Below are 8,167 nucleotides of genomic sequence, written 5' to 3' on the forward strand. Positions count from 1 at the left end.
TGAATCAAAGCGATCGGGTAACTTAACCTACTAACAAATCAGCGTTTTTACAGTGAAGTCCTTTTCAGACAACGAAAAAGGCACTGGTTATGAAAAACGCAGATGCACTTGATTTACCTACACTAATTGCCGCCATCCTCTCCACCAAAGGTGGCGTGGCGAAAACCACCGATACGGCAAACCTCGGCGGCTACCTGGCCGATCAAGGGCTGAAAGTCCTGATGATTGACGCCGATATCCGACAGCCGACGCTCAGCAGCTATTACCCTCTTGATAATGAAGCCCCCGGCGGGATCTACGAGCTTATCGCGCAAAACGAGCTGGATCCAGCCATCATCATCTCGCACACTTCCATTCCCGGACTGGATATCATCATCTCTAACGATCCGCGCGGCGAATTGATGAGCCTGCTTCAGGCCGCGCCGGATGGCGTGATCCGCTTGCGTCATCTCGTGCGCCAGATAACCGGCTATGACGTCATTCTGATCGATACCATTGGCGCACGTACCATCGCGCTGGAAATGGTGCTGTTAGCCAGCGACCTTATTATCTCCCCGGTACTGCCGGAAATGCTCTCCGCACGCGAGTTCCTGCGAGGCACGCTGCAAATGTACCGGGATCTCCAGCCCTTCACCCGCTACGGCATCCCGCTGCCGCCGCTAAAGGCGGTAATCAACAAGCTCGACCACACTAACGATGCCCGCGAAATTCACCACAATCTGCTTCAGGTTCTCCAGCACAAGCAGAAGGAACAGGAGCTTCTGGTGCCCACCGAAATCCTGATGACGCCGGTTTACGCCAGTGTGGCCTATCGCCGGGCGGCATCACTGGGAATGCCGGTACATCGGCTGGATGCGGCTAGACCAAAAGGACGGGCAACACCCTGCGCGGCTGAAACCATGCAGATGCTGGCTAAAGAACTGTTCCCGCAATTTCTCGCCCTGCCCCATCAGCAGATGGAGGGTATCGCATGAAACGGAAAATCTGGCGGGCATTTTGCTCTTATTACGCCCAGCATCCCTTCGAGAAAGACGATGAAGTGATTGTGTTCTTTGAAGCCGCCGACCGTGAAGAAGCGCGGGAAACCCTGCCGGTGTTAATGTCCCTGCTCTGGCATATCCCGCCAGAAAAAGTGGACTGCTACAACCTGGAAGATGAGAACGAGCTACGGGATACGTCCGGTTCACTGACGTCCCCCAGAGACTGGCCGCTATTTGAAATCGGCTGGTCCAACAATAAGCCGCTCTACTCCAGTGATTTACCGCTATTACTGCTGCCGCCGCATCAACAAACACGGCTGTGGGAGGCTTTTCTGGCCTGTCAGGAGGGTAATCGGGATGAGTAAGCGCAAACGGCCACAACCACCCCACTCCGTCGAGGCGGAACAATCGGTACTTGGTGGACTGATGCTGGATAACGATCGCTGGGATGACGTCGCCACGCAGATTTCCGCGCAGGACTTCTTCATCTCCGCGCACCGGACGATTTATTCCCATATGCAAACCCTGGTCGAACAGGGAAATCCCATCGACCTGATCACCCTGAGCGAATCGCTGGAACAGCAGGAGCAGCTCGAACAGGTGGGTGGCTTCGCGTATCTGGCGGAGTTGTCAAAAAACACGCCCAGCGCCGCCAATATCATTCCCTACGCACAATATATTGCCAGCTACGGCGAACTGCGCCAGCTGCTGTTATTAGGCAATGAACTGAGCGATATGGCAGGCCAGCCGCGCAGCAATGTGGCCGATGTACTGAACTTTGCCGAACAAAAGCTGTTTGCCATTGCGCAGTCGCATCAGGACGGCGGCCTGACCGACATCAACGCCTGCTTTGACAACGTGCTGGCAGGTATCGCCCAGCGCTACGAGGCTGAACGTGGCAGCCTCAGCGGCACGCCTTCCGGGCTGGAACAGCTCGATGCCCTGACATGCGGCTTCCAGCCTGCCGACCTGATTATCGCCGCCGCTCGCCCCTCCGTCGGCAAAACCGCTTTCGCCCTGACGCTGTGCGCCAACGCGCTAATGCTCCTCCCCACCCAGCCAGTACAAATCTACAGCATGGAAATGTCGGCAGAGCAGCTACTGCTGCGGCTGGTTTCTCTGATTGGCCTCGTCTCGCAAACCCGGCTACGCAGTGGCGATCTGAGTGATGACGACTGGCAGCAGATTGGCATCAGTGCCAGCATCCTGATGAACGAATGGAAAGATCGCCTGCTGCTCGACGATTCCGGGATCCTCACGCCATCCTTGTTACGCAGCCGGGCCAGACGATCGTTGCGCCAGCACGGAATTCCCTCGCTGATCGTGGTCGATTACCTGCAACTGATGCGCTGCGGCGGCTCGGAGAACCGCAATCAGGAGATCTCAACGATCTCCCGCTCGCTAAAAGCGCTGGCGAAGGAACTAAATTGCCCAGTGCTGGCGCTGTCGCAGCTTAACCGGGCGCTGGAATCGCGCCTTAATAAACGCCCCTGCAATGCCGATCTGCGCGATTCCGGTTCTATCGAGCAGGATGCCGACGTGATCTTATTCCTCTATCGCGACGAACTGTACGATCCCAACACGCTGGATCGAGGTATCGCTGAAGTCATTGTCAGCAAACAGCGCAATGGCCCGATAGGCACAGTACGAACCCGCTTTATCAGCGATCAAACCCGCTTCGAATCGCTCAGCCAGCAGGGAGTGGGGTCATGAACAACAAACTGACTTCGACGGAACTCCAGTCCCGCCTGCTACAGGGCAATTTTGATCGGGGAAGATCGCCTGATGAAAGATTTGCCGATCCGCTGATGGAAACCTCGATGATCGTCACGCTGGAGCAACTCCGTCCTTACGATCTCAATCCGCGACTGATGCGTAACCCCAGCTATGACGACATTAAGGAATCGATCCGTCATCGTGGACTGGACACGCCACCGCCAATCACCCGCCGTCCCGATCAGGAGTGGTTCATCATCGCCAACGGCGGCAATACCCGCCTGTCGATCCTCAACGAACTGTGGCGCGAAACGCATGACGAACGGTTCTGGCGCATTCAGTGTCTGTACAAGCCGTGGGCCGGTACATCCGATCAACCCATGCTGGGCGAACTGCGATGCCTGATCGGCCATCTGGCGGAAAACGATATGCACGGCAAACTCAGCTTCATCGAGCGGGCGCTGGGGATCAACAAGGCGCGGGAACTGTACCAGCAGGTGGAAAAATGCCAGCTTTCGCAACGAGAACTGGCGGAGCATCTGAAGAACGACGGCTACCCCATCAACCAGTCGCACATCAGCCGAATGGAGCAGGCACTGGAATACCTGCTGCCCTGCATCCCCGAGGTGCTTTACGCAGGAATGGGCCGCTCGCAGGTGGAAAAGCTGCTGTCATTGCGGGCGGCATCATTACATCTCTGGCAGCGTCACGAAGCTGAAGATACCGGTTCCTTTGATAATCTCTTTTCCTCCGCGCTGTCGCTGTTCAACGAACAGCCTGAAGACTTCGCCATCGAGCGGGTACAGGATGAGCTGCTGGGGCTGATGAGCCAGGAACTGAACGTTGACTACAACCTGCTGTTGCTGGACGTCGATCCCTCCGAGCAAAAACGTCAGGCCGTGCTCGGCCCTACACCTGAACCACCGCCTTATGTTCCACCGGAAGAACCCGAGCCACGCCCGATAACGCGCAGGCGTAAACCTGAAGCAGAGGAAGAGGACAGTGGTTCGCCAGCGCCTGCTCCTTTGCATGAACCAGAAGAAGCGCCATCGCTATTGTGTGAAGGGACCGAACCCGTTACGGATATCTGGCGCATCCCACAACTGTGGGATACCACGGAGTCCTTACGATCGGCCAGCGATCGCCTGGCGTGGGATCTGGCTGAACATTACGCCATCGATGATCGGGTGATTTCTGACGCCGACATAAATGGCATTGGCTTCCAGGTGATGCCATTCGCATCAGATCACCCCATGTTCACCCGGCCACAGTCCCGCGCCTGCTGGGCGCTGCTGGCGGCACTCAATGAGATCCCGCTGACGGAAGATCTGGCCGCCGCGCTGACGCCTACGCTCTTTTTTCAACACGGTGCAGACGGCTTCTTCTTCAGCGATGAATTCCTTATTAAAGCATTCCGGCTGATCCGTATTGTCCGCCGGATCAAAGAATTTCAGCAGGAGGCACAACATGCTGCCGACGATTAATCAGGCCGTTTTGTCACAGGTGATACAGGCCCTGAAGGACGGCAATGTCCGCTATTGCGAAGCGCTGGGCTTTGACCGGGAGGAGCTGAACGAACTGAACGCCTTGACCTTTGAAGAACTGATGCACATGGGCAACACCTCAGCGCAGTTCCTGAAAATCACCATCAACCATGACGTGCTGCGCAAAATGCTGGTTCAGGTACGCCAGGAACAAAAATTCCAGCAACTGGTCGGCCAGGCGGTACAGCTTGGCGGTTCAATAGCGTTAATCAGCCACTACTTCGGGATATCGACTGCTGAAATCAGCGCCCGTCGTCGGCTGATGGGGATCCATGTGCGTCAGGGGCGCAACCAGGCTCCCGGCGAAAAAGAAGAAGCCGCGCTCTGGAACCGTTGGCAGGAGATCAAAGTCGATAACATCGACTCCATCCCAGCGCTGGAAGCCATGATGCTGCTGGCACAGGAACGTTCGCTATCACTAACCGTGGTCTGGAATATGATCCGGCAGTGGGAAAAAAGCTGAGTGACATAGGGGAAGATCATGACACCGTATATCCAGGCGCTGATCGCTATGACCGGCGACAAACTCCAGCAACGAATGCTGAAGGATCCGGGAACCGCTTCCGATAGCCTGCTGTTTATGGGCAATCAGCATGACACGGTTCCGCGTCGCCTGTTGCAGGATCCACTGTTATCGCCCAGAGATAAATTCGCCTGGCAGGTGATCCGGATGCAGGCACAGGACAACGGCGGCGCGGTGTTCCCCTCCTACAGCGAATTACAGGTGCAGCTATCTAATCGCCCGCAGGATGAAAAAGCCTCGCGCAGTACCGTCAGCCGGGCATTGCTGATGCTACGCCTGACGCGCTGGCTCAGCTTGTGCCATAAGGCGCGGGATCGGGTATCCGGGCGTATCTTAGGGAATGTCTATGCGCTGCACGATGAACCGCTGAGCGTACTGGATGCTGTACGCTTTGATGCCAGCTATCTTCATCTGCTGGAGCAGTGCTCGCGACATGAAAACAAATCCATCCGCGCCACTGCGCAAGGCATTCTGTACGGCATTCGCCAGGACACCAACCTGCGCTATTTATCATCACGTATAGAACTGCTGGAAGAACGCGCCCGCTGGCAGCAGCGCCAGTCTCCTGAGGAGACTAAGCCAGAAACGTCCAGTCTCAATACGGTACCAGGCAAAATTTCACTTGGTACCGAAACGAGACTAAGCCGGAAACCGGGGCCTGACGGCTTAGTCTCAAATCAGTACCGGGCTCCTGTACGTACTGTACCTACAGATCTTTGTAATAGTACTACCGCGCGCGCGAACGACTCACCGCCGAACTGGCCGCCGGAAATTCCGTTAACCCATCCTGAAAAACAGCTTGTCTTGCAGGCTATGCAGAACCTGCCGTCTCCGCTGCGCCAGGACGTGCTTGATGACGCAGCTCAACGCGTTGCCCGTGGCGGCATACAAAACCCACTCGCCTACCTGCTGGCAACACTGCGCAAGGCGCAGGATGGTGAGTTTAATCAGTATCGGCGCGGCAAAGGTAAGCGTCGTCTGAGTACCGTCTGGTCCCGAATCCAGGATCCTGTAACTTAAGCACCCACTTATTTTGCAGGTGGACACCTCATGCGCGCTAAAGAAAGACTTCCCCGGAAACACTATTCCCCTGAATTCAAAATGGAACTGGTCAGGCTGGCTCTTGAAGAAGAAGGCAGTATTGCCGCACTGGCCCGGAAACATGACGTCAATGATAACCTGCTCTTTAAATGGATAAGGCTCTGGCAGCGTGAAGGGCGGGTCTGTCGGCCCCGAAAAAACTCATCGTCGCTTCCTGCCCTGATACCCGTGCAGCTTCAGGCGGGCTCTTCTCTCCCAACCTTCGAACTACCATCCTGCTCTCCTCCCGCTACCTGCCACATAAAATGTCGGGGAGGAGAAATAACACTGACTCATCCCTCTGCTGAACTCATGAGCACTGTCCTGCGCGAACTGATGCGGGGGCCGGTATGATAAATCTTCCCGCAGGCACAAAAATCTGGCTGGTTGCCGGTATCACCGATATGCGCAACGGCTTCAATGGCCTCGCCGCAAAGGTGCAGACCGCGCTGAAAGATGACCCGATGTCCGGCCACGTCTTCATCTTCCGGGGACGCAGCGGCAGTCAGGTAAAACTGCTCTGGTCCACCGGCGATGGTCTGTGCCTGCTGACAAAGCGACTGGAACGTGGTCGCTTCGCCTGGCCCTCAGCCCGCGATGGCAAAGTGTTCCTGACGCCGGCGCAACTGGCGATGCTGATGGAAGGTATCGACTGGCGACAGCCAAAGCGGTTACTGACATCCCTGACCATGTTGTAGCGCTCTTTATCCTGGTTGTCGCAGAATAAGCCTGGTAAAATACAGGCTTATGAACGATACCTCTTCTGACGACATCCTTCTGCTGAAACAGCGCCTGGCCGAACAGGAAGCGTTGATCCACGCCCTGCAGGAAAAGCTGAGCAACCGGGAACGCGAAATAGACCATCTGCAGGCGCAACTGGATAAGCTGCGCCGGATGAACTTCGGCAGTCGTTCCGAAAAGGTATCCCGCCGTATCGCGCAAATGGAAGCTGACCTGAACCTGCTGCAGCAGGAAAGCGATACGCTGACCGGCCGGGTGGATGACCCGGCAGTGCAGCGCCCGCTGCGTCAGACCCGCACCCGCAAACCGTTCCCTGAGTCACTCCCACGGGATGAGAAGCGGCTGCTGCCGACTGAGCCGTGTTGCCCGGAGTGCGGTGGTTCGCTGAGTTACCTGGGTGAGGATGCCGCCGAACAGCTGGAGCTGATGCGCAGCGCCTTCCGGGTTATCCGGACAGTCCGTGAAAAGCATGCCTGCCGTCGGTGCGATCGCATCGTTCAGGCCCCGGCTCCTTCGCGCCCCATCGAACGGGGGATCGCCGGACCGGGGCTGCTGGCCCGAGTGCTGACCTCAAAGTATGCAGAGCACACACCGCTGTATCGCCAGTCGGAGATCTATGCCCGCCAGGGTGTAGTGTTGAGTCGTTCTGTACTGTCGGGCTGGGTGGATGCGTGTTGTCGTCTGCTGGCACCGCTGGATGAAGCCCTTCAGCACTATGTCCTGACCGACGGCAAACTCCATGCTGACGATACGCCTGTCCCGGTGCTGTTGCCGGGCAATAAGAAGACGAAGACCGGGCGCTTATGGACGTACGTTCGAGACGACCGCAACGCCGGATCAGCGCTGGCCCCCGCAGTGTGGTTCGCTTACAGCCCGGACAGAAAAGGTATCCACCCTCAGACCCATCTTGCAGGCTTCAGTGGCGTACTGCAGGCTGATGCCTACGCCGGGTTCAACGAGCTCTACCGCGACGGCCATATAAAGGAAGCCGCGTGCTGGGCCCATGCCCGCCGAAAAATCCACGATGTTCACGTCCGTACCCCGTCAGCCCTGACGGAGGAGGCGCTGAAACGGATCGGCGAGCTGTATGCCATCGAGTCGGAGCTCAGAGGTAAAAGAGCAGAGGAACGGCAGGCAGTCCGGCACCAAAAAGTGCTGCCGCTGCTGGCGTCACTGGAGGGGTGGCTGCGGGAGAAACAGAAAACCCTCTCAAGGCACTCAGAACTGGCGAAGGCGTTCGGGTATGCGCTGAACCAGTGGCCGGCGCTGATCCGCTATGCAGAAGATGGCTGGGTGGAGGTGGATAATAACATTGCCGAAAACGCCCTACGACGGGTCAGTCTGGGGAGAAAAAACTGGCTGTTCTTCGGCTCGGATCATGGTGGTGAGCGCGGTGCGTCACTGTACAGTCTTATCGGGACGTGCAAATTAAACGGCGTGGATCCGGAACGCTATCTGCATTATGTACTTGATGTCATCGCCGACTGGCCTGTGAACCGGGTGGGTGCTCTGCTCCCGTGGCGGGTTACTCTGCCTGCCTGACCAGCTTCACTTCGTCAATACGGTTCTCACTGCACGCTTAC

At 57.0% G+C, this 8,167-nt stretch carries 9 protein-coding genes; all 9 read left to right on the forward strand.

Features of this window, described 5'->3' with window-relative positions; genetic code table 11:
- Positions 1–89 precede the first annotated feature (89 nt).
- Positions 90–974, forward strand: coding sequence for a ParA family protein (locus tag OGV85_RS10665; RefSeq protein WP_044059532.1), 885 nt, complete (start codon positions 90–92; stop codon positions 972–974).
- Complete coding sequence (locus OGV85_RS10670) at positions 971–1,345, forward strand: hypothetical protein (protein ID WP_000823396.1); 375 nt, start codon at positions 971–973, stop codon at positions 1,343–1,345. Before OGV85_RS10665 ends, OGV85_RS10670 begins: the two co-directional genes overlap by 4 nt.
- Complete coding sequence (gene dnaB, locus OGV85_RS10675; RefSeq protein ID WP_061548417.1) at positions 1,338–2,693, forward strand: replicative DNA helicase; 1,356 nt, start codon at positions 1,338–1,340, stop codon at positions 2,691–2,693. The genes OGV85_RS10670 and dnaB overlap by 8 nt, the downstream gene beginning before the upstream one ends.
- Positions 2,690–4,180, forward strand: coding sequence for a ParB family protein (locus OGV85_RS10680; RefSeq protein ID WP_061548418.1), 1,491 nt, complete (start codon positions 2,690–2,692; stop codon positions 4,178–4,180). Before dnaB ends, OGV85_RS10680 begins: the two co-directional genes overlap by 4 nt.
- Entirely contained in the window at positions 4,164–4,703 is a 540-nt protein-coding gene (locus OGV85_RS10685) for a DUF2857 domain-containing protein (protein ID WP_061548419.1), read from the forward strand. Before OGV85_RS10680 ends, OGV85_RS10685 begins: the two co-directional genes overlap by 17 nt.
- An 18-nt stretch (positions 4,704–4,721) precedes the next feature.
- Positions 4,722–5,783 (forward strand): STY4528 family pathogenicity island replication protein, encoded by a 1,062-nt coding sequence (locus OGV85_RS10690; protein ID WP_286553528.1) that lies wholly within the window; start codon positions 4,722–4,724, stop codon positions 5,781–5,783.
- Between the two features lie 81 nt (positions 5,784–5,864).
- Entirely contained in the window at positions 5,865–6,197 is a 333-nt protein-coding gene (locus OGV85_RS24420; protein WP_050586387.1) for a transposase, read from the forward strand.
- Positions 6,194–6,541, forward strand: a complete 348-nt coding sequence (gene tnpB, locus OGV85_RS10695; RefSeq protein ID WP_000609174.1) for an IS66 family insertion sequence element accessory protein TnpB — start codon at positions 6,194–6,196, stop codon at positions 6,539–6,541. The genes OGV85_RS24420 and tnpB overlap by 4 nt, the downstream gene beginning before the upstream one ends.
- Positions 6,542–6,590: 49 nt before the next feature.
- A complete protein-coding gene (tnpC, locus tag OGV85_RS10700) occupies positions 6,591–8,126 on the forward strand; it encodes an IS66 family transposase (protein ID WP_016239903.1) in 1,536 nt (511 codons plus the stop codon).
- Positions 8,127–8,167 lie beyond the last annotated feature (41 nt).

This window comes from Citrobacter sp. Cf132, from assembly GCF_030333885.1.
Lineage (GTDB): Bacteria > Pseudomonadota > Gammaproteobacteria > Enterobacterales > Enterobacteriaceae > Citrobacter > Citrobacter freundii.

Bases quoted from the DNA above. Each gene is read 5' to 3' on its own strand.
- OGV85_RS10690 (WP_286553528.1), top strand. From the start codon at position 4,722: ATGACACCGTATATCCAGGCGCTGATCGCTATGACCGGCGACAAACTC.
- OGV85_RS10685 (WP_061548419.1), top strand. From the start codon at position 4,164: ATGCTGCCGACGATTAATCAGGCCGTTTTGTCACAGGTGATACAGGCC.
- OGV85_RS10670 (WP_000823396.1), top strand. From the start codon at position 971: ATGAAACGGAAAATCTGGCGGGCATTTTGCTCTTATTACGCCCAGCAT.
- OGV85_RS24420 (WP_050586387.1), top strand. From the start codon at position 5,865: ATGGAACTGGTCAGGCTGGCTCTTGAAGAAGAAGGCAGTATTGCCGCA.
- tnpC (WP_016239903.1), top strand. From the start codon at position 6,591: ATGAACGATACCTCTTCTGACGACATCCTTCTGCTGAAACAGCGCCTG.
- dnaB (WP_061548417.1), top strand. From the start codon at position 1,338: ATGAGTAAGCGCAAACGGCCACAACCACCCCACTCCGTCGAGGCGGAA.
- tnpB (WP_000609174.1), top strand. From the start codon at position 6,194: ATGATAAATCTTCCCGCAGGCACAAAAATCTGGCTGGTTGCCGGTATC.
- OGV85_RS10680 (WP_061548418.1), top strand. From the start codon at position 2,690: ATGAACAACAAACTGACTTCGACGGAACTCCAGTCCCGCCTGCTACAG.
- OGV85_RS10665 (WP_044059532.1), top strand. From the start codon at position 90: ATGAAAAACGCAGATGCACTTGATTTACCTACACTAATTGCCGCCATC.